Source organism: Flavobacterium gossypii (genome assembly GCF_014138495.1).
GTDB lineage: Bacteria > Bacteroidota > Bacteroidia > Flavobacteriales > Flavobacteriaceae > Flavobacterium > Flavobacterium endophyticum.
In genome coordinates this window covers 128,339-153,163 of sequence record NZ_JACJIS010000002.1, presented here as the reverse complement: position 1 = coordinate 153,163, position 24,825 = coordinate 128,339, and the positions used below count along the sequence as shown (strand labels likewise).

Sequence of the window (24,825 nt, the reverse complement as noted above, 5' to 3'; positions counted from 1 at the left end):
TAAAAATGGAAAACCAATCTCAAGAACCATACAAGCAAGAATCCTATAGAGCGGAACCGTATAGGCAAAATTATAGAAAACAACTTCCAAATGCCACGACCGTACTTGTTTTAGGAATTACTTCGGTAGTTACCTCGTTTTGTTATGGTATTTTCGGAATCATATTGGGCATCATTGCCTTAGTGATTGCGAAAAAAGACATGCAGCTGTATCGTGAAAATCCACAGGAATATGACGGATATCAGAACTTAAGCGCTGGAAGAATTTGTGCCATTATCGGATTGTGCATCGGCTCGTTGTTCTTTATTTTCATCATTTTCTATTTTATTTTTGTTGCTTCGGTGCTGATCCCTGCGTTTTCAGCCGCCGCAGCTACCTAAACTATTCTATTATGAAAAAGTTAGCCTTGACATTTGTCTTATTGTTAGTAACGATAGGCGTTTCTGCCCAAAAGTTTATGAAATCAGAACGGAATTTGATTCAGTCTGGAGATACGAAAACGATGCTCAAGGTTATTCAGATAACAGACGAGAAAGAACTAAAAATATTAAAATCAGTTTCAACAGATGTTGACCCGAAAGACGACCTGTTGCTATTGCTAGCGGAACGAATGTTTTTGGCAATGCGAGATCCCGCCAATCCGGGAATCGGAATTGCAGCACCACAGGTCGGGATTAATAAAAATGTCATCTGGGTACAGCGTTTTGATAAAGAAGGAGAGCCGTTTGAATTGTATCTCAATCCAAAGATAACTTGGAGTTCAGCTTTGTTGCGAAAAGGAAAAGAAGGCTGTCTTTCTATTCCAGATATCAGTGGCGATGTCTTGAGAAATTACACTATAAAATTAACGTATCTGGATAAAAGCGGAAAGCCTTGCGAAGAAATCATCGAAGGCTTTACTGCTGTTATCTTTCAGCACGAAACCGATCATCTGAAAGGAATTCTTTTTATCGACAGGATGAAAGAACAGGAAAAAATAGAAGTTTCTCCTGTCAGTAATGAAATCAACTTGTTTTTAGAAAAACGTCTCAGAAGACAATAATTCTTGTCATCAAGAATACTTTTTGAAAATGGTACTGGCCGTATGACCTCCAAAGCCAAAAGTATTGTTCAAGGCGTAATTCACTTTTTTGTTTATCGATTTGCCTAGTACAATATTCAAATCAGCCATAGATTCATCTACATTCTCCGTATTAATGGTTCCTGGAATGATATCATTTTTTACAGATAACACTGTAATGATGCTTTCGATAGCTCCGGCAGCACCTAACAAATGCCCTGTCATTGATTTTGTTGCACTGATAGCAACTGGATGATTGCCAAAAATTCCTTTAATGGCATTCAATTCACTACTATCGCCTTGTGGCGTTGAGGTTGCATGAGCGTTGATATAATCGATGTCTTTTGCTAAAATTCCTGCTTCGTCCATTGCTTTTTGCATTCCTAGAGAAGCTCCAAAACCGTCTTCGGGAGTTCCGGTCAGATGATACGCATCTGCTGCCATACCGCCACCGACGATTTCAGCATAAATTGTCGCGCCTCTTGTAATAGCATGGTCTAAATCCTCAAGAATTAGGGCACCGGCACCTTCGCCTGCTACAAATCCGTCGCGGTCTTTGTCAAACGGACGAGAAGCTTTTTGAGGTTCGTCGTTTCTTTTGGATAAAGCTTGAGAAGCATTAAAACCGCCAATAGAAGAAGCCGTGATTGCCGCCTCAGAACCGCCCGCAATCATGATTTTTGCCTTACCTAATCGTATGGTATCAAAAGCATTGATTATCGCAGTATTAGAAGAAGCACAGGCTGAAACCGTAGCATAGTTTGGACCGTGAAGCTTGTTTTTGATTGAAATCACGCCGGCTGCAATATCCACAATCATCTTAGGTATAAAAAATGGATTGAAATGCGGCGTGCCATCGCCATTGAAAAATTCTTTCAACTGTTCTTCAAAAGTAGTGATGCCGCCGTTTCCAGAGGCCCAGATGACGCCAACATCAGAACGTTCTTTTTGCGACATAGTTTCGAAATTCAGTCCGGAATCTTTGATAGCTTGATCGGATGCGGCGACGGCATATTGCGTAAACAAGTCATATTTCTTGAGCTCTTTGCGGTCCATATAGTCTTCGGGATTGAAATCTTTGACTTCGCATCCGAACTGGGTCTTGAACTTGGAAACATCAAATTTTGTCAGCTTGGCAGCGCCGCTTTTTCCGTCTATGATATTCTTCCAAAATTCATCAACTGAATTTCCCAAAGGCGTTATGGCGCCAAGGCCTGTTATAACTACTCGTTTCATTTGTTTTTTGTTTTAGTGTCGGCAGGAATACTTTCCTTAAAAAGTCTTTCTACCAATTGTTCTATTTTTGGAGCAATCAGCAAGATGGCAGGAATTGCGATGACATAAGCCAGCATCCACGATTTGATCCAAATCGTAAAGAAATTTTCTGTAAAACCTACATTTATGGAGATAAGCAAAAACGAAATAATACATGTCGTTACTATTCCCATAATCATCGCAAATGCTATTTTCTTCTTTTTCATGTTTATTTTATGTCCGTCTTCAATAGGTTGGTATAGCCTTTCGCCAGCAATTTGGTTCTGTCTTTGTTCCAGATTTCGCATTGTGCATTTACGATCGTCTTTCCTTTCTTGTTGATGGCTGTTTCTGAGATAATCACGTCGTTTTCTTTTGCAGAAGCAAAATAATCAATCACATTATTGATGGTAACGTAAAAATGCGGCTCGCCATACGAAATCAGCGTGGCGCCTATGGCATCGTCGATTATGGCACCGATGACACCGCCATGCATGGTACCGAAAGGATTTGTCATTTCTTTTCGGATCGTGTATTCAAAGGAAAGTTTTCCTTCTTCTACCGAAACCATTTTAGGCTTGAGCCAGTTCATGAATGGGGAAGGAGACTGTGTGACTTCCTTTCCGATATGCTGTTTTAAAAAAAGGAAAGCTTCGTTATTCATCTAACTGTTTTTAGGATTGTGAATTCATTGCCAGCAAGGCATCTTTAGGAGAAGCAAGCGAAAGCTGGTAAATGTCTGCAGTCTGTCCAACGTGGATTTCAAAGTGATTTTCTTTGAAAGCATTGAACAAATCTTGAGCAACAACTTCAGGGCTAATTCCGTTTTCACCGCCGATTTCTTTTGAAAATTCGGTATTTACCAAAGGAGGCATTATTTCATACACTTGTGTCGAAAAAGAACTTCTTTCCAAAGCAATTCTCAACGAAAGCGTGTAGGAATGCAAGGCCGCTTTACTAGCAGAATACGAAATTAAAACTTTATTTGGCGCAAAAGCGACTATTGATGAGACGTTTACTATTGCTGCTTCTGATTGTGAATTTAAAACAGGAAGCAGTTTTTCAGTTAATCTTACAATAGAAAGGTAATTGGTATTTATTTCGTCAGAAGCTTTTGAAAAGGCATCTGCATTGGGAGCCAATACATCATAATAAGAAGCATTTCCAGCGTTGTTTATCAAAACATTCAGATTTGGAAAATCTTTTGTGATTTTTTGCGCCAAATTGTTTACGTCTTCTTCTTTGGTAATATCGGCCGCAATAGTCGTAACATTTGTAAGCTGTGAAGCTGCTTTTTTAAGCTTTTCTTCGCTTCTTCCGGTAATAATGACGTGGTTGTCGTTTTGAGAAAATAATTTAGCGATTTCGAATCCGATTCCTGAACCGCCGCCGGTAACTAAAATTGTGTTTTTACTTGTTTTCATTTTGTTTTTGTATTTGTTTTATACCAATTGGTATATTTTTAATTAAAAAAAATTATAATTCGTTTATGAGTTTTCGCAACGAAAGCATTAATGTCTTAAGATAATTGACCTTGCCTGTTAGTTTTGCAACCATTACTGTGCCTTCGATAATAGAAAGTATCAACAAAGCTGTTTCTTCTGGATCGGTATCAGGCTTAAATTCTTTATTGTCGATGCCTTTTTGTATAAGATGCATGAGACTGTCTTTCCATACCAAAATTGCTTTCTTGGCCGCTTCTTTTAATAGCGGATGCGTATCATCGGCTTCAATAGCTGTATTCATTATCGGACAGCCGCCGTCGATAAAATGTTTGGAAAAGAATTGCTCATACAGTTCTGGATAGGTAAGGAGCTTGTCTTTGTAAGTACTTTTTTTGCTTATCTCAAATGTAAAGAGATTCTGCATTTTCTTTTTGTTGTGCTCAAAAACCTCTAGTGCGACTTCATCCTTATTTTTGAAATTGCCATAGATGCTGCCTTTCGTAAGTCCGGTTGCTTCCGTGATATCATTCATAGAAGTACCAGCATAACCTTTAATATTAAAGATTGGTGCCGTCTTTTCGATAATGTATGATCTGGTTTTTTCTGCCTTGCCCATGATGATAGTCAAATAACACCGCAAAGGTAAATATACCAATTGGTATTATTTGTTAATGTTTGATTAAAGTTTTAAATTATTCTGCTTGGTCCATTCTTGGAATACAGATTTCCTCTTGAAACTTAAGGAATTTAGTGGGCGAGAGGCCTAGATAATGCTTAAAATCATGAATGAGCTGGCTTTGGTCATAATAACCGCAAGTTTCGACAATAGCAATCCAATCTGCTTTTTTTGAAGTTTCTGTCGTTTCGTTCAGCAGTTCTAACGCTTTTATGAAGCGCCTGTAGCGATTGATTTCTTTTGCACTAAAGCCCAAATATTTTTTAAAATTTAGCTGTACGTTTCTTTCGCTTTGGTTGGTTTTGTCGGCAATAGCCTTGATAGGATTCAGATTTTCTTCATCAAAATTGCTAATGCTTTCATAACCAAGCTCTCTATTGTTAAGGTAAGGCCGGCTAAAATCAAGAATGGAAGCCACTTTTTCCTCAACCGAAATTCTATCTTTTAAAGAATGCCACAAAAGCGTAAAGCAATTTTCGTCAACCAAATCATCGGGATGTACCGGAATCGTGTCTGAAATCAATGACAATCCAAAAAAACGATAAAAGGCATCGCCTTTGAAATTTGCAACCAGTATTTCTGAGTTCGTAGGCAATACATAATCGATTGGCTGGCGGATCGGACCTAAAACGAGGCACTTTTCTATTGTAATTGTCGTCTGTTTCTTAGTTGTTAGTGACGCTTTTTCGCCAAAACAGAACACTAGGATAGTCTGATAAGTCGGAAACAAAGTCTTATGGATTGTTGTTTCACCCGTATTTTTAGCCGAATAGAAATAGGAAAACACATCTTCAAATTCTGACGGAATAGGAATCTTATTTTCAATATACGTGCTTTCTTTTTCCACAGAAGATAATTTCAAAATAAAGATAGTTGGATTAGGTCGAAAGGAACGGGATACTCCAAATAATCCTCCAAAGAAGAGAATTGTTTGAATTTTGCAAGTTTTGCTTTGCTCTACGCAATAACTGCGCTCGATTGCTGCCCTAATTTTGCCTTATCAAATTTAAACAAAATCATTAATCATTTAAAACTATCAAAATCATGGAAAATTCAAATCAAAAAGTATGGTATATCACAGGAGCTTCAAAAGGACTAGGTCTGGCTCTTGCAAAACAATTATTAAGTGAGGGCAAGAAAGTAGCGGCAACCTCAAGAAGCCTAGAAGACCTTAAGAAAGCAGTAGGCGAAAACGAAAACTTTCTGCCGTTGGCCGTAAATATTCTTAGTGAAGAAAGTGTTGAAGAAAGTATCAAAAATACAGTAGAACGCTTTGGCAGCATTGACGTCGTAGTGAACAATGCCGGATATGGATTGGCAGGAGCGCTAGAAGAATTGACAGATGCCGAAACAAGACAAAACTTCGACGTGAATGTTTTCGGTTCGTTGAACGTAATTCGAAAAGTATTGCCTTATCTACGCAAGCAACAATCAGGGCATATTTTTAACGTATCGTCAATCGGCGGATTTACTGGATCTTTTCCTGGCTTCGGAATCTATTGCGCAACTAAGTTTGCAGTTCAGGGCTTTACCGAATCTTTAGCGGAAGAAGTAAAAGATTTCGGAATCAAAGCGACAATCGTTTCTCCAGGATATTTCAGGACCAATTTCTTAAACGACTCTTCTCTTAACGTGCCTAAAAACCAGCTTCAAGAGTATAAAACGGTTAGGGATGTCCAAGCGGCCCACGAAAACGAAATCAACGGAAATCAGCAAGGAGATCCGCAAAAAGCGGCATTGGCTTTCATCAAGACAGCAGAAATGCAAAATCCTCCAGTACATTTATTTTTAGGCCAAGACGCTTACGATATGGCGGAGGTCAAAATACAGGCAGTGAGAAATAACATGGAAGCCGTAAGAGAATTTGCGACAGCAACAGGATACGAAAGCTAGGCAATAGCGCCAGCTCTTTACGTCTGAAGTAAATTTCAAGGACGGCATCCTCTTACCTCGCAACAATTAAATTAAAAGAACAAAAAGTAAGCAGTATGAAAACAGATAAAATTTGGTATGTAACAGGAGCCTCGAAAGGACTTGGGCTCACGCTGGTTAAAAAATTATTGGCAACAGGCTATAAAGTTGCCGCGACATCTAGAAATAGTGCGACATTGAGCGCTGCTGTAGGCGCAGAGAATTCAGAAAATTTCTTACCTTTGGAAGTAGATTTGATCAATGAAATGTCTGTGGCTGAATCTATTAAAAAAACACAAGAAGTCTTCGGAAAGATAGATGTTATTGTGAACAATGCCGGATACGGAATAGGAGGAGCTATTGAGGAATTATCCCAAGAAGAAATAGCTGAAGCCTTCAATATCAACGTATTCGGAACAATAAACGTGATCAAATATGCGATGCCTTATTTGAGAACACAACGTTCGGGCTATATTATCAACATTTCGTCCATAGCTGGATTTGCTCCAGCAACAGGCTGGTCGATTTATGCAGCGGCAAAACACGCGATAATCGGATTGTCAGAGTCTTTGGCAGATGACGTACGATCTTTGGGAACAAAAGTCACCGCTATTGCGCCGGGTGCGTTCAGGACGCAATTCTTGACAAAAGAATCCTTGGTATTTGCCAAAAACGAAATTGATGATTACGAAGATGTTCATGCATCTCACGACAGGTTCCGAAATATGAATGGCACGCAGTTGGGAGATCCTGAAAAAGCGGCACAAGTAATGATTGATTTGGCTGAAAGTGAAAACCCTCCTGTCCGATTATATCTAGGAAGCGACGCCTATAGAAGGGCGGCCACTAAAATGGGAACACTTTCTTCGATGCTCGAAGACTGGAAAGATACCAGCCTTTCGACAGACTTTAACTAACGGCTGTTTGAATTTTACAGCTACAATAATTCTCATTATAACATGCCAAGCCTTAGAAAATCAGGTCTTGGTATAAATGAAAAATAGAAATCATGGCAAAAATAGAAACAATTGAAGATTTTTATAAAAAGAAATTCGACTACTTGCCGGACAACCTGCAAGATTTAGGACATTTCAATGTCTTCCGTACCGAAGACTGCTATAAAGATGGCGTACTTATTCCGGTAAGCTATACGCGAAGAGATTTTTATAAGATCAGCCTTGCCCGTGGGAAAAATGTGTTCCATTATGCCGACAAGAGCCTTGAAGTGGATGGGACGGCGCTTATTTTCTTCAACCCTCAAGTTCCGTATACGGTAGAATCTTTATCGGCTGACAAGAGCGGCTTCTTCTGTATTTTTAAAGAAGCTTTTTTCACGGAATCACTAAGAAACAGTATTACGAACCTGCCGATGTTCAAGATTGGAGGGAAACCGGCCTACATACTGAATGAAGAGCAAGACAAGCAGATAAGCGACATTTTTACCCGAATGATTGATGAGATCAATTCTGATTATATCTACAAATACGACCTGCTTCGGAATTATGTAACCGAAATGATTCACGGTGCCATGAAAATAGAACCGTCGGAAAAACTCTATCAGCATCCCGATGCAAATTCAAGGATAACCTCTGTTTTCACAGAACTGCTCGAAAGGCAATTTCCTATCGAATCACCATCACAGCGATTTTCGATGCGTTCTGCCAAAGATTTTGCAGAAAAGCTCTATGTGCACGTAAACCATCTCAACAGAGCCATAAAGCTAACGACAGGAAAGACAACAACCGACCTTATCTCACAGCGACTGGCTAGCGAAGCCCAAGCTTTGCTAAAACATACAGACTGGAATATTTCGGAAATCAGCTACTGTTTGGGTTTTGAAGAACCCGCCCATTTCAATAATTTTTTCAAAAAACAGATACAGATGGCGCCTTCGGTCTATCGATCTGCATAACTCTAACCGACTAATCATAGAAAAGCCATTCCTCAAGGAACGGCTTTTTTTATATAAATTGATTCTATAAGGCACAAAAGAAATCGCCATCCTTAAGATGGCGATTAATAAATTCTAAACTGAAATCAAGAAAGTATCCCTATTCATGTTTGATGTGTGATACTGCCAGTAAGTCCTCAACACATGCTGGAGCACTTTTTTCATCTTCTCGTAGTCGTTCGGCTTTTTAATATACACATTTGCTCCGAGCATAAAGGTTTCTTCCTGGTCCTGTTCCGAAGATGATGTCGAATAAATTGCAATACTAGTATCTGCATATCGATTGTCACTACGTATTTTGCTAAGGCAGTCAATTCCAGACATGACAGGCATGTTAAGGTCAAGAAAGATGATGTCAGGACTTTCGCATTCTCCGTCGTTCAAATAATTCATCAAATCCTTCCCATTGGAGAAAAAAACAAGATTGTAATTCTCATTGATTTCATTGATAGCCTCTCTAAATAAGCTGCATTCATCCGCGTCATCGTCGGCCAACACAATGTTAATCTTCTCTTCGAATAGTCTCATACTTAATACTAAATTTTAGGTTTAAAATTAATTACAAGCAAAATTCAAATTACGTTTGTTACTCAAATTTAAAAAACGAAAACCCCAAAAACGACTGTTTGGCTTTAATTTAACGTATCAAAAATGTCATATGATATAAATCCTCTTAGCAATTGTATAATGCTTTTTTACGAGAAATAACCGAAATTAGCTAGAGTTGGATTTTTGTAAATAATTAGCAGTCAGCGCTTAATAATCGATAAGCTGCTAAACCTAAAAAAGAACAAGATGGTTGCAGTATGCCAGTTTAAGATGCCAGAAAAATTAGAAATCGCAGGAAAAAACCTAGACGATATAAGTACAAAAAGTATCATCGATAAGATAATAGAAAGCCTGAAGTCAGGTAAAGCCGAATTGTACCGTGTCGAATCGTTCTGCGATATCGAAAGCCAGGCGAATGCCGAAAAAGAAGACGAAAAAGAATCCGGAACCTTTTTTGAAATCATCCTTATCCTTGATGAACACCAGATTCAAGACTATAAGATATACGATGCCCTTATCATTGACAAGGCCTTGCAATGTTTCCAGAACGATGAAAATTATATCTCCCGCTACTGGGTGAACGGAAACCAAGAATACATCGGCTTTGAAACCGAATTCTAATAAAAAGAAAACCCCGAAGCCATGCCTCGGGGTTTTTAAAACCTAACCATCTTACTTATTCCAAATAGCCAAAACGACCTAAGTTAAAGTCATTAAAAGCCTGTATGATTTCTTGTTGCGTATTCATCACAAAAGGACCATGAGCAGCTATAGGCTCGTTAATAGGCTCTCCGCTCAAGATTAATACTACGGCATCTTCTAGCGCTTCAACAGTAAATTCTTCTCCTTCGTTGGCAAACAATACAAAATTATCTGTCGGTACTTGTTCGCTGCCGTTTACTTTTATGCTTCCTTCGATGACCAAAAGCGCAGTATTGTATGTTACTGGAAAACTAAAGGAAGCCGTTACGCCCTTATGCAGCTTGGCATTAAGCAAACCTACGGGAGTAAATGTAGAAGCTGTTCCTGAAACACCGTTGTAGTTTCCTGCGATTACTTCTACCAATCCGCCGCCCTCTGGCAGTTCGTACTTATTGATTTCGCTATTCGTAATGCCTTGATATTTCGGTGGCGACATCTTGTCTTTTGCAGGCAGGTTCACCCAAAGCTGAACCATCTGAAAATCGCCTCCTGCTTTGCTGAACTGCTCTTCATGATATTCTTTGTGCAAGATGCCCGAAGCAGCCGTCATCCACTGTACGTCGCCTTCGCCAATAACACCGCTATTTCCAGCACTGTCATGATGGGCTACTTTTCCTTTATAGGCAATTGTAACCGTCTCAAAACCTCGGTGCGGATGCACGCCAACGCCTCTCAATTCATTAGTCGGAGGAAAATGGAACTTAGAATTATAGTCCATCATAATAAATGGGCTCATGCGCTGCATGCTCAAAGATGCGCCCGATGGAATGAAGTTATGTACCCTGAAACCGTCGCCAACCATATGAGGAGCAGGCGGTGCTATGATTCTTTCTATCTTTTTTGTTGTCATGATAATCAATTTTTAGTGTGAAAAAGTGAATTTTCCTGATATTCAGGATGCCTGTCGATATACGCATTTATAAACGGACAATACGGCTTGACTTTTAAAGCATTGTCTTTTGCATACTCCAGTACATATTTGGCCAAGGTAGAGGCGATGCCCTTGCCTTCGAGTTCTGGCGGAACGATAGTGTGCATATACGCAATGCCTCCGTCAAAAAGCTCATATTTTACATAGGCTGTCTTGCCATCAAGGGTGATTTCAAATCGCTTGCGGCTTTCATTATTTGTGATTGTATAGTCCATGATTTTACTTTTTTTGATACCGTAAAATTACGCAGTATAAAACTCATGGCACTTGACCTAGGTTAAGAAATGCAGCTACAAAGAAATGTCAGTAAATTGTCGGGTGCTAATCCCTGTTGAAGTTCTTGTTGGCGAGTTCCTTTCGCACCCTGCTTAGACCCTCTGGAGTAATTCCAAGATAGGAAGCAATAAGCTGTTGCGGAACTCGTAAGGACAAATCACGGTAGGTCTCGATAAATTTCAGGTACCTTTTTTCTGCGGAAGCGCTTAACAGATAATTGATCCTTTTTTCCATGTGCCGGATATTATTATGGAGCGCCAGCGTATTGACTTTGGCAAAATTCTCGAAGATTTTTTCGGCCTTATCGAAAAACTCCTTTTTCACATAAATTGCTTCTGTATTTTCTAAGGCATCAATATACATCTCCGAAGGCTCGTTGAAATAAAAGCTGCTTCGGTCGGCAATAATCCAATTTTCAGGAGCAAACTGTATCGTATGTTCTTTCCCTGCCTCATCAACAGTATAAGAACGCAGGATGCCTTTGCCTACAAAATAAGCCTTGTCGCAGATTTCATCTTTTTGCAGCAGCATTTCTCCTTTCTTGATTGCTATAGGATAGACGAGATGCTCTACTGCCTCATACTGGCTTTCGGTGCCGCATTGGGTCTCGATGATATACTTTTTAAAAAGATCAGACATAGCTTAGGAATTGGATATGGGCGAACGATTACGAATTTAAGAAATATCCTCCGTTTTCAAAGTACTACCCATTAAGAAAAATCTTCGGCAAAATCCTCTACAAAATTCTTGAATTGGCGTGCCGGTTTTCCAAGTATGTCTTCAACGGTAGCATACACTTCAGAAGCCTCGTTTCTTGAATAATGCGCATAGTCTTCGATAAGCCCGTCCGCCTGCCACAAAGGGAAGCCGACAGAAAGCAGTGCCGCTTTCATCTCTTCTGGCGCTATATCTATAAATTGTATCGTCTTGTCCAATACTTCAGAAAATAGGGCCGCCAGTTCCGTGTGCGTCAAGGCTTCCGGTCCTGTAATATTATATACTTTGTTTTCATGTCCGGCCGCTGTCAATGCTTCAGCAGCTATAGAAGCAATATCGCGGATATCGACCAAGCTGATTTTAGCATCGCCTATAGCAGCAAAAAACGCATTTTGCTGTTTGATAATATCCTTAAAGCCAAGCAGTCCCTGCATGAAAAGGTTAGGGCGCAGGAAGGTATACTCCATGCCTGATTCTTTTATCTGCGCTTCAACTGCTGCATGGTAGCGTAAAAAACGTACCGGAGAATCTGCCGACGCATGTAATTGCGAAAGCTTGACAATCTGCTTTACGCCAGAACGCTGGGCGACCGCGACAAAGTTTTGCTGCAGCTGTTGTGCGGTTTCAGAAGAATTAGTGAGCAAGAAGGCTTTTTCGATCCCGACAAGCGCATTGGAAAGACTGGCTGCATTAGTAAAGTCGCCCAACACGATTTCTGCGCCTTCTAATGAAGCAAGGCTTTCTGTGTTTTCGAAGGAACGAACCATTGCACGGAAAGGGATGCCTTTTTCAGAGAGTTGTCTTGCCAGTTCAGAACCGATAGTTCCTGTGGCTCCTGTAATAAGAATCTTTGGTGCATCTGAATGTTTCATAATCTGTATCTTTTTTTGATTTGTATAGGGCAAATTTCAGCATACGCAGAGACCTAAAATTGTAAGAAAACGAAAAGGCAGACCAATAAAAAAGGCTTCCAGAAAAAATTCCGAAAGCCTTAAGTGGATATATAGAGGGGAAAGTTACTTTACAGGGGTGCCGTCTTTGATTTCTTCAGAAGCCATTTTGACCAATTGCGCATTCTCAGGAATCTCGCCAAAGATTTCCACGCGGTCTTCTACCTCGCGGCCTTTTTGGACTTGTTTTCTGACGGTCTTATTGTTTTCGACCTGCAATACAAAAGTACCTTCGCTAGAAGTGACCAAGGCTGTTTTTGGCACCACATAGTTGCTGTCTTGCGCTTTCAACGGCAAGAGTACTTCCGCAACCATGCCCGGCAATAATTTTTTGGTCGTATTGATCACGTCCATTTCGACACGTTCCGAACGCAAGCGGCTGTCTAAAGCACCTGACATTCTAGCTACTTTGGCTTTAAAAGTTTGTCCTGGCATAGATTTGACGTTAAAGCTGATCTCATCTCCGTTCTTTAAATAGCCTGTGTAAAGTTCCGGAACATAGACAGACAAGCGCAATTTGTTTTGTTCTTGAATGGTAAACAAAGGCAGTTCCGAACCTTTTCCGGCCGGACCTACATAGGCTCCAAGGTTGACATTTCGCGCAGCAACCACTCCGTCAAAAGGAGCGCGTATCTGCAGATAGCCTTGGATGTTTTGGATTTCCTTATACGAAGCCTTGGCTGCCTGCAGTTGAGCATAGTCCGAGTTTTTTCTAGCATCGGCCTGCTCTAGGTCGTTTTTAGAAATTGTTCCTTCTACCTTGCTGGTTTCCAAAAGTCTTTTATAGGTGCTGTTGCTGGCCATATAAACAGCTTCCTGTGAACGCAATCTCGATTCTGAGGCCGCAAGCTGCGAGCTGATTTCCGGCGCCTCAAGCACCATCAGCAGCTGTCCTTTTTTTACTTGGGTTCCGATATCGGCTTTCAGTTCTTTTACAAAACTGCTCACTTTCGCATAGATGTCTACCTGCTGGAATCCCGTAAGCTCAGCCGGAATACGTAACTCTGTAGACAGCTTTTCTTTACTGACTTGAAAAGTTTCAATTGCTGGAGCCGTTTCTTCGGCCGGAGCCGCTTCTGCCTTTTCTGAAATGTTACAGCTGTTCAGCGTAGCCATAAGCACTACCAAGGCCGATGTTCTGTATAAATTATTTTTCATTTTGTGGGTGTAAAGATGATATATAATGTTTGCTTTCTTTGTCTTCTGGATCAAGTGATACCGACTGCGTTGAGGTCTTGCCCTGTGCCCAGGCGAAAATCAGCGGCAAGATAATCAATACTGTAAAAGTAGAGAATAATAAGCCTCCAATAACTGCTCTTCCTAATGGAGAAACTTGGTCGCCGCCTTCGCCGTGGCCTATCGCCATCGGCAGCATCCCCGCAATCATCGCAACGCTGGTCATGATAATCGGACGAAGCCTTAACGAAGCCGCCTCTCGTGCCGATTGCAGCGCATTGCCGTTATGTTTCCGGAGCTGTTCGGCATTCGTGACCAGCAGGACGGCATTCGCAATAGATACCCCGACCGACATGATGATTCCCATATACGACTGGAGGTTAAGCGTAGAGCCCGTAAGCAGCAATAGCAGCAAGGAACCGAGTACTACGGCAGGAACCGTTGTCAGGATAACCAACGATATCTTAAACGATTGGAAATTGGCAGAAAGCATCAGGAAGATAACCACGACGGCAACCAATAATCCTGTTTGCAGGCTGTTCATGGTTTCGTCCAAGACTTTGCTCAATCCGATAGGCTCGATAAATAGTCCTCTTGGCAGTTCGCCTAATGAAGCAATGGTGGTTTTTACGTCTTTTGAAGCCGTTCCCAAGTCGGTATGGTCTATATTTCCCGTGATGGAAATGTAGGGCATGGCACCCAAGTTGTCGTTCTCTCCATAAGTATGCGATGGCGTGATGGTTGCCACATCGCTCAATACAGGTCGTGTAGCATTTTTTAATAATGGAATCTCTCCCATATCGCTGATACTCTTCATCTTATTTAATGGTACCTGTACCTGTACATTATATGACAATCCCGCTTTTTCATCAATCCAAGTATTCTTTTCTGTATATCGAGAAGAAGACGTAGAAGCAATCAGCGAACGCGAAACCTCGCTCATGTCAACGCCAAGCTGTGCGGCACGCGTCCTGTCGATATTGATGTCCAGTGAAGGATATTTGATCGGCTGTGCAATCTGCACGTCCCTGAAATAATCAATCTTGTTGAGCTTGGCAATTAGCTTGTTGGCGTATTCTTCGTTCAGTTTTTTGTTTTTTCCGGCAATTCGAATCTCTATCGGAGTTGGAGAACCTTGGCTCAATACCTTGTCGGTCAATTCGATAGGCTCAAACGAAACTTTTACGTCGGGAAGTATCTTTTTTACCCTTTTGCGGAAATCATCCTTAAATACGTCCATATCTGCATGATAATCTTTCAATCCGATCTGGAAGACAGCCTCGTGCGGTCCGCCCATAAACAAGTAGATTGGCGAAACGGAGAATAGGGAAGGGTGCTGCCCGACATAGATAGAAGAAATAGCGATATGCTCTTTTCCGATCATGTTTTCTAGTTCTTTCAAGACCAATAAGGCTTTTTCTTCGGTACGTTCCAGACGCGTTCCGTCTGCAGCGCGAAGCCTCATCTGGAACTGACTTGAATTGACTTTAGGGAATACATCCTGACCGATAACGTTTAATAACAAGACGGCCAATCCTGTAATTCCGAAAAGGTATAAGAAGGTAATCGGCTTTCGCAGCGGGAACAATCGTTCCAGCATTCGCATGAATCGGTTTCTGAATCTTTCAAAACGGCTGACTTTGCCGTCGTTATTAAAATCGTCTCTTTCGACCAGTACTTTTTTCTGATTGAATGTGTCTGCTTCTGATTCGGCCGTAAGTCCAGAAGCGATAAATTCAGCCTCATCGTCTGTGATGCTAGGACCGTGCTCTTTTTTAGGGTGGCTTTTCATCAGCCAGTTGGCCATTACCGGAACAAATGTCTGTGAAAGCAAGAAAGAAATAATCATAGAAAACCCGATTGCCAATGCCAGCGGCAAGAACAAGGCGCCCGGTATGCCTTTCATAGTAAAGGCCGGAGCAAAAACGGCCAAGATACATAACAGGATCAGCAGTTTAGGCAAGGCGATTTCCTTACAGGCATCCCAGATGGCCAAGGCCTTGGGTTTTCCCATATCGAGATGCTGGTGGATGTTTTCGATGGTTACCGTACTTTCGTCTACAAGAATACCGATAGCCAATGCCAGGCCGCTCAGCGACATCAGGTTGATGGTCTGCCCGAATAATTTAAGGAACATGACACCCGAAATAATAGAAATAGGAATGGTAAGGATAACGATCAAGGCTGCTCTTCGGTCGCCTAAGAACAGCAATACCATCAATCCGGTCAGTACTGCCCCGATAATCCCTTCAGTAATCAAGCTTTTTACGGAGTTGATTACATACACCGACTGGTCAAATTCATAGGATAATTTCACATCTTCCGGAAGCGTGCTTTGTATTTTTGGAAGCTCTTTCTTTAGGTTCTGTACTACATCCCAAGTCGAAGCATCGCCCGCTTTGGCAATACTCACATACACCGAACGCTTGCCATTTACCAAGGCATACCCAGACGTGATATCTGCACCATCTTTTACGGTCGCAACATCGCCTAAGTATAAGTTCTGTACGCCGCCTTTGAACAGCGGAATCTTTTCGAAATCCTTGATTTCTTTAATCGTATTGTTGGTAGGAGTAATATAATTCTGGTCGCCGATTCTAACGTTTCCAGAAGGTGCCGTCTGGTTGTTGATACGGATGGCATCTACAATCTGGTCGGGCGTAAGGTTGTGCGAACGAAGCAGGTCAGGATCCACATTCACCTCCACAGTTCTAGGGCTTCCCCCAAAAGGCGGAGGCGACAAAAGTCCAGGGATAGACGTAAACGAAGCACGAACGTAGACATTGGCCAAATCCTGAAGCTCATTATTAGAACGCGTCTTGCTGCTCAAGACCAATTGTCCCACAGGAAGCGACGAGGCGTCAAAACGGATGATGAACGGCGGCTGCGAGCCTGGGGGGAAGGCGGCTTGTATCCTGTTGGATAGCGCACTCAATTCGGCTGCAGCCTGTGCCATGTTCGTGTCTTCATAATAAGTCACTTTCATCAGCGTAAGGCCTTGTGTGTTTTTGGTCTCGATCGACTTCACACCATTGGCGAAAAGCATGACGTTGACATAGTTTTTGGCAAAATAAGACTCCATCTGGTTGGGCGTATACCCTCCGAATGGGTGTGCCAGATAGATTACGGGCAGGTTCATCTTTGGCAAGATATCTACCTTAACGTCGCGGACAGCACCGATTCCGAAGAAGAATAGTCCGGCCACGAGCACCAATATGGAGATAGGTTTGCGAAGTGCAAAACGTATTAAATTCATTAGTCGTAAAAATTAAAATTCATTAATAAATAATTCAAAATCTCCTGTAGCGGCTGCTTTCATCAAAAGCGACTGCCACACATTGGTATAGATGATATCTCGGTCGATTTCGGCACGGTTCAGGGTATACAGCGTCTGCGTTACATCTACCAGATTGGTCAGGCCGTTTTTATATAAGGTCGTCTTTTGGAGATAAGCCTGAGCGGCTGCCTGTACTTGTTTCGGAGCTTCTATATAATTGTCCATTGCATATTTGATCTTGGCATCCGCCGCATCTGATTGGGTCTTGAGCTGCTGGTCGATGACATTGTATTCTTCTTGCAGTGCTTCAGAAATAAGCTTTTGGGCGCTGGCCTTTTTGCTCGATCGGGCAATAGTAGTCAAGTTCCAGCTTACGCCTACGCCAAGCAGGTAGTTCTGGCGGTTAGGGCTTACGCCGTCAAAATAATTTCGGGTATACGAATTCTGGTCTACGGCGTAATCGGAGTTAAAGCCTGATGCTCGTGTCTGGTAGACGCCGAATAGGCTGAAGGTAGGATAATATTCTCTCCTGAAAAGCTTTGCCTGCTGCTTGCTATAATCGATCCTGCTTTTATAGTATTGCAGTATCGGGTTCAGCGTGTCGTTTGCTGTCTCAAGGCGCAAGATTGATTTCGGGATTTCCTTCACGAAAGTGCTGTCCAAAACAAAATCTTTGATATCCACTCCCATGAGTGCCACCAGCTTGTTGTTTTGTTCCTTGACCTGATCCTTGCCTTGGTTCAGCTGGATTTTAGCGCGTGAAACCTCTGCAGAAGCCAAGGTCGAATCGACTCCCGGCAATAATCCGTTTTTGACTCTGGCGGCAGCAATCCTCTGGAACACAACTGCACGATCAAGATTTTTCTCCTGTGAGATCAGCAGTCTTTGGCTGGCAAGCAGGTTGAGGTAGGCCGCGGCAATCTTGATTTTCTGCTGAAATTTCTCTTGTTCTAGATCCTTGTCAAAACGTTCGGCATCGGCTTTTGCCAAGTTGATGCGCTGCCTTGCCTTTCCGAAAGAAAAGAAATCCCAGTTCATGTTGACCAGATAAAGGGCGCCGAAAGCAGCATTCCAGTTTTGTTCAGGAAGCGGCAATCCCGATGAAGCCACGCCAAGTCCGCCAAAACCGTACAGCGGTCCGTTCTGTCCGTTTACGGTACCATAGTCCTGCTGTGCGGCAAGGTTAAGGTTGGGCAGGTATTCTCTGCGTGCCTGTTTTACTGTTTCCTTAGAGGCTTCGGCATATTTGCTTTTGGCCTTTAGGGTTCCGTAATTCGCCATTCCAGTTTCTACCGCCTCTTTGAGCGAAAGAGTCTGGGAAAACCCTTGGAAAAAGAAGAGGGATAAAAGAAAAAGACTTATTTTTTTTGTAGTCATTTGTTAAGCCTGATATAAGTTTGAAAGCGCAAATTTACAGCAGGCGTAGGAGCGAAGGCTTCATTAAATGACCAATTCGCCTAAAAAAATGACGAATTCAATTGGTCATTAAAATCAGCAAAAAATTAATAATAAATCGTTAATTTGTAGCCTTAATTGCAAAAAATGAAATGGAAAGTCGATAATGTACTAGACAATAAATGGTGGCAAGAGGTTGCAATATTGCTGTTTTCGTTCTCTTTGTTTTCTTTAAAGAACGATTGGATTTTGTTTAATTCGGCGATTGCTGTCTCGTCGGGAATAGGCTATTACCTGATGCTTTATCTGCATGCGCAGACCAACCGTTTCTTCCTATTGCCCATATTAGTCAAGCAGCACAAAGGATTTTTATATCTGGTGCTTACGATACTTTTGGCGTTGCTTTTTTCAGTTGTCGTTTATGAAATATCGTCGGTCTGGATTACCAAAGCTTCTTCGCTGTATGAGTTTTCGCATCAAAAAAGCTACCAGTACCAGCTGGCTACGGTAATCGGCACGCTGATCTGTATTTTGGGGCCGGTTATGTTCCTTAAGTTTTACCGAGAAGAAAAAAGAAAGCGAGAAGAAGCCTTGCTGCTCAACCAGATGCAGCTCAATTCGCTCAAGAGCCAGCTGAATCCACATTTCTTGTTCAATACTTTTAATACGCTATACGGAATCAGCCTTGAGTTTCCTGAAAGAACCCCTGACCTGATTATGAAAGTATCGCAGCTGATGCGCTACCAGCTCGAAAGCAATGCAAAGCAGTGCGTATCGCTAGAAGAAGAACTGTCGTTTATCAACAGCTACATCCAATTAGAAAAAGAGCGCGTGGGCTACCGCTGCGAGATTACGTATGACAGCAAGATCGATAATGAGAATGCGTATAAGATTTCTCCGATGCTGCTCATCGCTTTTGTAGAAAATGCCTTCAAGCATGGCACCTGCGCTATCGAAAATTGCTACGTGCACATTTCGATTACGGTAGAAAAAGGAAAGCTACACTTACAGATTGTCAATTCCATACCCGAGAAGAAAATCAACGTTGTTTCTACCAGGATAGGCATCCAGAATACGACAGAGCGTTTGAAAATCATCTATGGCAGCGACTATACGCTAGACATCAAGAATACCGATACGGTCTATACTGTTAACTTGGCATTGCCGCTAAAAAAGGTAGGCGAATCATGAAAGATCCGAAAAAATGCATCATCGTAGACGACGAGCCGGCAGCACATTACGTGCTTATCAACTATATCCGGCAGAATCCGGAGCTGGAACTCGTGCACCAATGCTATAATGGCATAGAGGTAATGAACTACTTGCGTGAAAATCCGGTAGACCTCATGTTCCTTGATATCGACATGCCCGAAATCACAGGGCTGGAACTCTTAAAGATCCTTCCGTCGCAGCCCAAGACCATCCTTACGACAGCCTATTCTGAATTTGCGCTCGAAAGTTATGATTATGGCGTAATTGATTACCTGCTCAAGCCGATCTATTTCCCGCGTTTCCTAAAGTCTATAGAGCGATTTTTAGCTACCCAAGCAGATCGGAAAGTGATTGCCTCGAACCTTTTTATCAGCATAAAAGCCGATGGAGCGGTAATCGACCTCGATGTGAGGAAAATCCTTTTTGCGCAGAGCTACGGCAATTATGTCAAGATTTTTACCACAGGTAGGACCTATCTGGCCTCAATGACGACCAATGAATTGGAAGCCAGCCTGCCGGCAGAACAGTTCCTCCGCGTGCATAAGTCGTATATCGTGGCAATCGACAAGATTGAAGCGAATGAGCGCGATACGCTCGTCGTCAGCAGCCAGAGAATTCCCGTAGGCATTACCTACAGGAGGGAGCTGGAACGATTGCTAGCGCGATAATCGTTTTATAATATTTCCTCGTCTATTTCGTAAATTCTCTTGATTTCTTTCATAGAGCGGTCGCTCATGAAGTATTTCAGTATTGTAGAATCGTCGCGGAATCCTTTGTAGGTCTTTAATTGCTCCGGCGTCAAGATGCTCCTGAAATTATTTTCCGATTTAAAGATAATCGGCGCGATTTCTGAGTTTTTTCCCAAATTGATTCTTCCTAGCTGTGTTTTTTCTTCTTTCCAGATGCTTATGGCAGCCACTTCTTGATCTTCAGACAATTCCAGGAAAGAAATAGAGCTGATCTTGTTCTTGATAAATTCTGTTTCGGTCTCAGTCGCCATGGCTTTTGCATTGATCATGGTGATTGTTTTTGTTATTCTGCAGCTGGTCAAGGTTACAAGACAAAGTATAAAAAGAAGGAATGTAGTTTTTTTCATGTAGGATAGTATTTGCTATTACCGTTTGTTTAGGGCCTGGATAGGGAATCGGCAGCCGCCAAAAATACAGAAAATCTTCTGTATTTTCAGCCTTGCCTCAGGAAACAGCTTTTAGAAGCTGTATCCAATCTTGATTCCTGCTCTAAAGACAAAGTTGTCTATGTTTTTATTGTCAACATCGCCTTTTCCTTTTACTTCCCATTTCCAGTTAGCCCCGATAGAAGGATCGATGCTGAAGTTTTTGCCGATCATGAATTTGTAGCCGACATTTGGGTTGATGATGCTCCAATACGAATAGGTTCCGTCAAAATTTCCAAGTCCGGCAACATCCTCATCGAATTTCACATTACCGTAGGAAATAAAGTTCTCTGCATAAAACCCATCCCATTTTCCTTTTTCAACATACGTCCTGCTTCCCAATTCGATCACGAAGCCATTTCCGTCGATATCAACAACATCGTTGTCATAATTTAAGCTTGCGGCAGAAATGTTCAGTAAGTGTGATGAATTTCTTTCGCCCTCTTTATGCTTCTTTTTATACTCAAGGCTCAAGCCGTATTGCATCGGGTCAGAATAGTTGAAATTGGCAGAAAGCGTCAGTTTTGGACCTACTATTGCAGTTTCTTCGTTAGCTTCTTGTTTCTCTTGTGCAAAATTTAGTGCTGGTAGTAGCAATGCGAATAATAAAATACGTTTCATTTTTTTAGTTTTAATGTTTGTTAGTGTTATGGCTGCCGGCTAAAAACCGACTTCTATTAGCATAGACGAATGCCGTTTGAAAATGGTTGCATGGGCTTTTAAAAAAAATCAGGACCAGAAAGAAAAAAGCTTTGTAGGGGTTATGTTGCAGTCTCATTCTGAGAAGGTTCGGAAAAAGGTCCTTTTTTGAAAAAAATTCCCGAACAAGACCCGAACGAAACCCCAACGAGATTCGAAGCGATTTTGCCGAAATGACCCTCCATAATGTCGCATTTTGCCCTGCTACTATTGCTAAAAAGAAGCCAACTTTGTACTAAGCGGGTCGAGAATCGCGCCGCACTAATTGCTAAATAAAAAATCATGAAAAAACAAGAATTTACAATAGAGCTGGACGCGCCGCGCGAAAAAGTGTGGGACGTCCTGTGGGGAAAAGAAACGTATCCGTTATGGACAGCGCCTTTTGGCGAGGGATCTAGAGCTGAAACCGACTGGAAAGAAGGCAGCAAGGTACTTTTCTTGAATGCTGATGATGAGGGAATGGTGGCAAAGATAGCCAAGAACATTCCGAACGAATACATGTCTATCGAACATTTAGGCGTGGTAATGGGTGGCATCGAGCACACCGAAAACGAGAAAAGCGGCGAATGGGCCGGCTCGCTAGAAAATTATACCTTGAAAGAAGCCAATGGCAGGACCCAGCTTATGGTGGATATGGACGTGACCGAAGAGTATGAAGATTTTTTCAATACCACATGGCCGATCGCATTGGGCAAGATCAAGGAACTGTCTGAAAAGAAATAAAAAGGGGGACTATATCAGGTTATTAGGCTATTTTTCGACGATTTGTATACAAAACTCGTCAAAGTGGCTGTCTTTTATACTACTGATTTATTTCTAATTTCTATATTTGTAAACGATTATTATTAAGTAATTAGATATCAGCATATTGCTTGAACTTATAATTGTTTTCAATTATACTGGATTTGAATTAGTTACTTAAATTATGCAAGCAATGGGGTCCCATGAAAATGGGACCTTTTTTTAGGGTAGTAAAAAGGCTGTTATTTTTTAGAATTCCATTGCCACAGGTGCAGGCAGGCATAGGTGCGCTACGGGCTCCATTGGGCCGATAGCTTATGCATATCTTCTTTAAACTTTTTCTTGTCGCTTTTGTCCAGTCCAAATAAGGCAGCCATCGTATTTTGGATGATGAGGTCGTCGGCAGAAAAGACATCTTCTCGTCCCAGCCCAAACATAAGCAGATTCTGGGCCGACCATATTCCGATACCCTTGATGGAAGTAACCAGACGGCTTACTTCGTCGTCGGTCATCTCGTGGAGCTTTTCATACTGCAGGCCATGGTCGACATCAAACTGAGCTACATTCTTTATATAGTCTGTTTTGGATTTTGAGAGGCCAATGGCCTTTAGGGTTTCAAAAGGAGTATCGAGTACTTGCTGTGAAGTAGGCTCATTTCCATCGTATAGCGCCAGAAAGCGGTTAAAGATGACATCGCCAACCTTGGCGGATAGCTGCTGGTTGATGATAGAAGTATATAGGAACAGTGTCAGGTTGGTGTTCTTTTTCAGTTCCCGCGGCACCGCGTCTTGCAGTACTTCATTAAATACAGGGTCGCTTGATAAATGGAGTAGATAAGGGTGCTGCATAGAAGTATGATTGAAGCATTAGGATAACAAAGATATTATTTATTCAGACTCCAGCCAGATTACTTTTTGGATACTTTCATGGGATTTGTTTATGATTTCGCCGTATAGTTCCGGCTTTCTTGCCGCCATGTATCGACTTCCTCCGGCACTAGTGAGTTTTGTGGCGTCTATCTCGGCTACCGCAATGGCATCTGCAAGTTCCCTGCATTCAGCAATAATATCGCCATAAGGGTCAATGAGCATCGAACATCCATTTTTCAGCTGATTGTCGTCCATGCCTATCGGGTTAGAGAAAACGACATACACGGCATTGTCATAAGCTCTGGCGGGCAGCCATTTCATGAGCCATTGCCTGCCCTTTGGTCCATCGAATTCTTGGCGCAATTCTATTGCATTTCTATCTTTATCAGCCCAAAGCTTGGGGTCGACAAATCCAGCACCCGGCCTTGTGGATGGCGTGCACATGGTAACATGCGGCATAAATATGATTTGGGCGCCTAGCAAGGTTGTTGCACGGACATTCTCTATGATATTGTTATCATAGCATATCAGGATGCCGCATTTCCATCCATGGAGGTCAAAAACAGTATAGTTGGTACCGGGCAAAATAAGCGGATTAATAAACGGGTGGAGTTTTCTGTGCTTTGCCAATACTCCTGTCTGGTCTACGCACACATGGGCTTTATAAAGGTTTCCTTCGGAGTCTTTTTCAAATAGTCCTGCTAAAATGGTTATTTGGTGTTTTGCTGCAATAGCTATTAATGCTTTTATGCTCGGCCCGTTGGGAATATATTCTGCCAGTTCTGTCAGTTCTTTTTTGTTGAGGTTTCTAGCAAAAGTATATCCTGTAATAGCGCATTCGTGAAAATTAATGACATCGGCTCCTGCTGCGGCTGCTTCTCGTGACAGCTTTTCGATTACTTTCAGATTATAGGCCTTATCGCCGCTTTTGTTTTCAAATTGGGCGGTAGCGATTTTTAAATTTCTCATCGTATGTATCGTACTGGATTAGTACTGCGAAGATGAAAAGAAAGCAAGCTCAAAAATTGGAGAAAACCGACAAAATCGCTTAGGTCAGTAACAGAAAATTGACGGCCAGCAGGTTGTTGTTTGCTTGGTATTGGACAGGAGTGAGGCCCGTGAATTTTTTAAAGCAATTATTCAAGTGCGGCTGGTCGTAATAACCGCAGGCATAACTTACTTCTGTAAGGTTTGCATCTGGAGAAATCTGCTTCAGGCTTTTCAGGGAGTGCTGGAACCTGACGATGTCTGCAAATTTTTTAGGACTCAAGCCAATGTGTTCGCTGAATTTTCGTTCGAGCTGCCTTTCGGTAGCCGGAATTCCTTTTAGCATTTCTGCCAGGCTGTTCTTTCCTTTGTATATGTGAATCTGCTGTACGGCCACGGATACCAGGCTGTCATTATAGGAGTTTTTAAGGAGCTGGCCCAGCAAGAAGTTTTCAATTGCGGCTATGGCCGATGCATTTTCAGAAAGGCTTTGGATCTTTTCTATAAGAAGGCGGCCGGAATGACCTGCCAATTCTGTAAAAGGCAGCGTCTTGTCATTTATTTCAAAAGCGGGTACTGTAAATAGCTTGAATAGTGCCGTAGGCTGCAGTACTACCACAAGCATATCGATTTCTCCTGTAGCCGAGAGGGTATTGAATCGCGTGATCTGTCCATATACAAAGCAGTGGGGCTGTAAGCTAAAGTTGTCTTCTGTCTCGTTTTTCTCTTTAAAAGGAGCTTTTCGATGAAACACGATTCCGGGGCTTCCATCCGAAAAAATCCTAAAATCGGTGGCTGAAACTGCATCATTTGAAAGAATCAGATAATGCCTTACGATATGCTGCAGAGAGGGCGAGGGTGGTATTTGCATTA

Annotated in this window: 28 protein-coding genes; 9 read left to right on the top strand and 19 right to left on the bottom strand. The window is 42.0% G+C overall.

What is annotated here, in order from left to right; translation table 11 throughout:
• Positions 1–5 precede the first annotated feature (5 nt).
• Positions 6–380 carry a CCC motif membrane protein gene (locus GGR22_RS10640; RefSeq protein ID WP_121376424.1) on the top strand — a complete coding sequence of 125 codons (375 nt, stop codon included), beginning with the start codon at positions 6–8 and terminating at the stop codon, positions 378–380.
• A gap of 11 nt (positions 381–391) precedes the next feature.
• Positions 392–1,042, top strand: coding sequence for a peptide deformylase (gene def, locus GGR22_RS10635; RefSeq protein WP_182493648.1), 651 nt, complete (start codon positions 392–394; stop codon positions 1,040–1,042).
• Positions 1,043–1,051: 9 nt separating this feature from the next.
• On the opposite strand, the gene fabF is transcribed toward def, so the two are convergent.
• The 6 genes from fabF to GGR22_RS10605 form a co-directional block, all read right to left on the bottom strand.
• Complete coding sequence (gene fabF, locus GGR22_RS10630; RefSeq protein ID WP_182493647.1) at positions 1,052–2,296, bottom strand: beta-ketoacyl-ACP synthase II; 1,245 nt, start codon at positions 2,294–2,296, stop codon at positions 1,052–1,054.
• Entirely contained in the window at positions 2,293–2,541 is a 249-nt protein-coding gene (locus GGR22_RS10625) for a DUF2798 domain-containing protein (RefSeq protein WP_220477650.1), read from the bottom strand. The genes fabF and GGR22_RS10625 overlap by 4 nt, the downstream gene beginning before the upstream one ends.
• Before the next feature lie 2 nt (positions 2,542–2,543).
• Entirely contained in the window at positions 2,544–2,978 is a 435-nt protein-coding gene (locus GGR22_RS10620) for a PaaI family thioesterase (protein WP_182493646.1), read from the bottom strand.
• A 10-nt stretch (positions 2,979–2,988) separates the two neighbouring features.
• Complete coding sequence (locus tag GGR22_RS10615) at positions 2,989–3,738, bottom strand: SDR family oxidoreductase (protein WP_182493645.1); 750 nt, start codon at positions 3,736–3,738, stop codon at positions 2,989–2,991.
• Between the two features lie 52 nt (positions 3,739–3,790).
• A complete protein-coding gene (locus tag GGR22_RS10610; protein WP_182493644.1) occupies positions 3,791–4,375 on the bottom strand; it encodes a TetR/AcrR family transcriptional regulator in 585 nt (194 codons plus the stop codon).
• Positions 4,376–4,451: 76 nt separating this feature from the next.
• Complete coding sequence (locus GGR22_RS10605; RefSeq protein ID WP_220477649.1) at positions 4,452–5,297, bottom strand: helix-turn-helix domain-containing protein; 846 nt, start codon at positions 5,295–5,297, stop codon at positions 4,452–4,454.
• A 182-nt stretch (positions 5,298–5,479) separates the two neighbouring features.
• Between GGR22_RS10605 and GGR22_RS10600 the strand changes: the two genes are divergently transcribed.
• The 3 genes from GGR22_RS10600 to GGR22_RS10590 all read left to right on the top strand — a co-directional run bounded on the left by GGR22_RS10600 (position 5,480) and on the right by GGR22_RS10590 (position 8,258).
• Positions 5,480–6,328 carry an SDR family oxidoreductase gene (locus GGR22_RS10600; RefSeq protein ID WP_182493643.1) on the top strand — a complete coding sequence of 283 codons (849 nt, stop codon included), beginning with the start codon at positions 5,480–5,482 and terminating at the stop codon, positions 6,326–6,328.
• A gap of 95 nt (positions 6,329–6,423) precedes the next feature.
• Positions 6,424–7,263, top strand: a complete 840-nt coding sequence (locus GGR22_RS10595; protein WP_182493642.1) for an SDR family NAD(P)-dependent oxidoreductase — start codon at positions 6,424–6,426, stop codon at positions 7,261–7,263.
• A 92-nt stretch (positions 7,264–7,355) separates the two neighbouring features.
• A complete protein-coding gene (locus tag GGR22_RS10590; protein WP_182493641.1) occupies positions 7,356–8,258 on the top strand; it encodes a helix-turn-helix domain-containing protein in 903 nt (300 codons plus the stop codon).
• Positions 8,259–8,372: 114 nt separating this feature from the next.
• Here the strand turns inward: GGR22_RS10590 and GGR22_RS10585 are convergent, their stop codons facing one another.
• Entirely contained in the window at positions 8,373–8,825 is a 453-nt protein-coding gene (locus tag GGR22_RS10585) for a response regulator (protein WP_182493640.1), read from the bottom strand.
• 267 nt (positions 8,826–9,092) lie between these two features.
• Here GGR22_RS10585 and GGR22_RS10580 point away from each other — a divergent pair, with 267 nt between their 5' ends.
• Positions 9,093–9,467: a hypothetical protein gene (locus tag GGR22_RS10580; protein ID WP_147406616.1), complete on the top strand. Its 375-nt coding sequence runs from the start codon at positions 9,093–9,095 to the stop codon at positions 9,465–9,467.
• Between the two features lie 55 nt (positions 9,468–9,522).
• On the opposite strand, the gene GGR22_RS10575 is transcribed toward GGR22_RS10580, so the two are convergent.
• The 7 genes from GGR22_RS10575 to GGR22_RS10545 form a co-directional block, all read right to left on the bottom strand.
• The gene (locus GGR22_RS10575; RefSeq protein WP_182493639.1) at positions 9,523–10,398 is read right to left on the bottom strand and encodes a pirin family protein; all 876 of its coding nucleotides are present in this window, start codon (positions 10,396–10,398) and stop codon (positions 9,523–9,525) included.
• Positions 10,399–10,403: 5 nt separating this feature from the next.
• Positions 10,404–10,694 carry a GNAT family N-acetyltransferase gene (locus tag GGR22_RS10570; RefSeq protein ID WP_121376411.1) on the bottom strand — a complete coding sequence of 97 codons (291 nt, stop codon included), beginning with the start codon at positions 10,692–10,694 and terminating at the stop codon, positions 10,404–10,406.
• A 106-nt stretch (positions 10,695–10,800) separates the two neighbouring features.
• Positions 10,801–11,394: a Crp/Fnr family transcriptional regulator gene (locus tag GGR22_RS10565; RefSeq protein WP_182493638.1), complete on the bottom strand. Its 594-nt coding sequence runs from the start codon at positions 11,392–11,394 to the stop codon at positions 10,801–10,803.
• Positions 11,395–11,465: 71 nt separating this feature from the next.
• Positions 11,466–12,344: an SDR family oxidoreductase gene (locus GGR22_RS10560; protein ID WP_182493637.1), complete on the bottom strand. Its 879-nt coding sequence runs from the start codon at positions 12,342–12,344 to the stop codon at positions 11,466–11,468.
• A 144-nt stretch (positions 12,345–12,488) separates the two neighbouring features.
• On the bottom strand, positions 12,489–13,580 hold the full coding sequence (locus GGR22_RS10555) for an efflux RND transporter periplasmic adaptor subunit (protein WP_121376408.1): 1,092 nt from the start codon (positions 13,578–13,580) through the stop codon (positions 12,489–12,491).
• Positions 13,570–16,854, bottom strand: coding sequence for an efflux RND transporter permease subunit (locus GGR22_RS10550; protein WP_182493636.1), 3,285 nt, complete (start codon positions 16,852–16,854; stop codon positions 13,570–13,572). The genes GGR22_RS10555 and GGR22_RS10550 overlap by 11 nt, the downstream gene beginning before the upstream one ends.
• Positions 16,855–16,866: 12 nt before the next feature.
• Positions 16,867–18,252, bottom strand: a complete 1,386-nt coding sequence (locus GGR22_RS10545; RefSeq protein WP_182493635.1) for a TolC family protein — start codon at positions 18,250–18,252, stop codon at positions 16,867–16,869.
• Positions 18,253–18,417: 165 nt separating this feature from the next.
• Between GGR22_RS10545 and GGR22_RS10540 the strand changes: the two genes are divergently transcribed.
• Both GGR22_RS10540 and GGR22_RS10535 read left to right on the top strand, forming a co-directional pair.
• Complete coding sequence (locus GGR22_RS10540; RefSeq protein ID WP_182493634.1) at positions 18,418–19,461, top strand: sensor histidine kinase; 1,044 nt, start codon at positions 18,418–18,420, stop codon at positions 19,459–19,461.
• Positions 19,458–20,150, top strand: a complete 693-nt coding sequence (locus tag GGR22_RS10535) for a LytR/AlgR family response regulator transcription factor (protein WP_121376404.1) — start codon at positions 19,458–19,460, stop codon at positions 20,148–20,150. Before GGR22_RS10540 ends, GGR22_RS10535 begins: the two co-directional genes overlap by 4 nt.
• A 5-nt stretch (positions 20,151–20,155) precedes the next feature.
• Here GGR22_RS10535 and GGR22_RS10530 read toward each other — a convergent pair whose 3' ends face one another.
• On the bottom strand, positions 20,156–20,578 hold the full coding sequence (locus GGR22_RS10530) for a hypothetical protein (RefSeq protein ID WP_147406615.1): 423 nt from the start codon (positions 20,576–20,578) through the stop codon (positions 20,156–20,158).
• 111 nt (positions 20,579–20,689) lie between these two features.
• Positions 20,690–21,277 carry an autotransporter domain-containing protein gene (locus tag GGR22_RS10525; protein ID WP_121376402.1) on the bottom strand — a complete coding sequence of 196 codons (588 nt, stop codon included), beginning with the start codon at positions 21,275–21,277 and terminating at the stop codon, positions 20,690–20,692.
• A gap of 360 nt (positions 21,278–21,637) precedes the next feature.
• On the opposite strand from GGR22_RS10525, the gene GGR22_RS10520 reads away from it, so the two are divergent.
• A complete protein-coding gene (locus GGR22_RS10520; protein WP_182493633.1) occupies positions 21,638–22,078 on the top strand; it encodes an SRPBCC family protein in 441 nt (146 codons plus the stop codon).
• Positions 22,079–22,386: 308 nt separating this feature from the next.
• On the opposite strand, the gene GGR22_RS10515 is transcribed toward GGR22_RS10520, so the two are convergent.
• The 3 genes from GGR22_RS10515 to GGR22_RS10505 all read right to left on the bottom strand — a co-directional run bounded on the left by GGR22_RS10515 (position 22,387) and on the right by GGR22_RS10505 (position 24,823).
• Positions 22,387–22,944 carry a DNA-3-methyladenine glycosylase family protein gene (locus tag GGR22_RS10515; RefSeq protein WP_182493632.1) on the bottom strand — a complete coding sequence of 186 codons (558 nt, stop codon included), beginning with the start codon at positions 22,942–22,944 and terminating at the stop codon, positions 22,387–22,389.
• A gap of 39 nt (positions 22,945–22,983) precedes the next feature.
• Positions 22,984–23,934 (bottom strand): nitrilase family protein, encoded by a 951-nt coding sequence (locus tag GGR22_RS10510; RefSeq protein WP_182493631.1) that lies wholly within the window; start codon positions 23,932–23,934, stop codon positions 22,984–22,986.
• Positions 23,935–24,013: 79 nt separating this feature from the next.
• The gene (locus GGR22_RS10505) at positions 24,014–24,823 is read right to left on the bottom strand and encodes an AraC family transcriptional regulator (protein ID WP_182493630.1); all 810 of its coding nucleotides are present in this window, start codon (positions 24,821–24,823) and stop codon (positions 24,014–24,016) included.
• Positions 24,824–24,825 lie beyond the last annotated feature (2 nt).